This is a genomic window from Alcaligenes sp. EGD-AK7, assembly GCF_000465875.3.
Taxonomy (GTDB): Bacteria; Pseudomonadota; Gammaproteobacteria; order Burkholderiales; family Burkholderiaceae_B; genus Alcaligenes; species Alcaligenes phenolicus.
Window position 1 is genome coordinate 1 of sequence record NZ_AVOG02000062.1, and the last position, 513, is coordinate 513.

1 pseudogene is annotated in these 513 nt (G+C 56.3%); it reads left to right on the forward strand.

Annotation, left to right across the window (positions count from 1 at the left end):
- Positions 1-455 (forward strand): annotated as a pseudogene (locus N879_RS20585) (hypothetical protein); the annotation flags it as partial.
- Positions 456-513 lie beyond the last annotated feature (58 nt).

Sequence of the window (513 nt, forward strand, 5' to 3'; positions counted from 1 at the left end):
AGGAGCTAAGAACCCAAGAACTGAGCCGCCATGAAGCGCAACTCCAACAGTTAAAGAAGGAGCTTCGCATCGTGCGAGACCAGTTGATGAGCCAGCAAAACGATGTCGTCGCCCTCAATCGCGCCAATGAACGACTCATCGCCGAAGCTCAAATGCTGACTCAGCGGGAGTTTGAGAAGGAGCGGGAACTGCGCGAACTGCACGCGCAAATCGAACAGAGCCAAGCGGCATGGAACACCGAACAGGCACATCTGCAACGCGCGCGGTTGGATGCAGAGGAAGAAGCATCATCGCTGAAAAAGCGCCTCCGTCCGCACCTAACAGCGCTACGCGTGCAACAACACCAGTTGCGTGACCAGCGCCGTCAAATCGAACAGTTGCAGACGGTACTGCAACACACGCTTCCTGAACGAATTGCTCAGGCCAGTACCCTCGCCAGACAAGAGACCCGGTAAGAGTGACGCCTTGGTGTGCACCCTACGCGACAAACTGCAGTTGAGTTCGCCGCTGGTA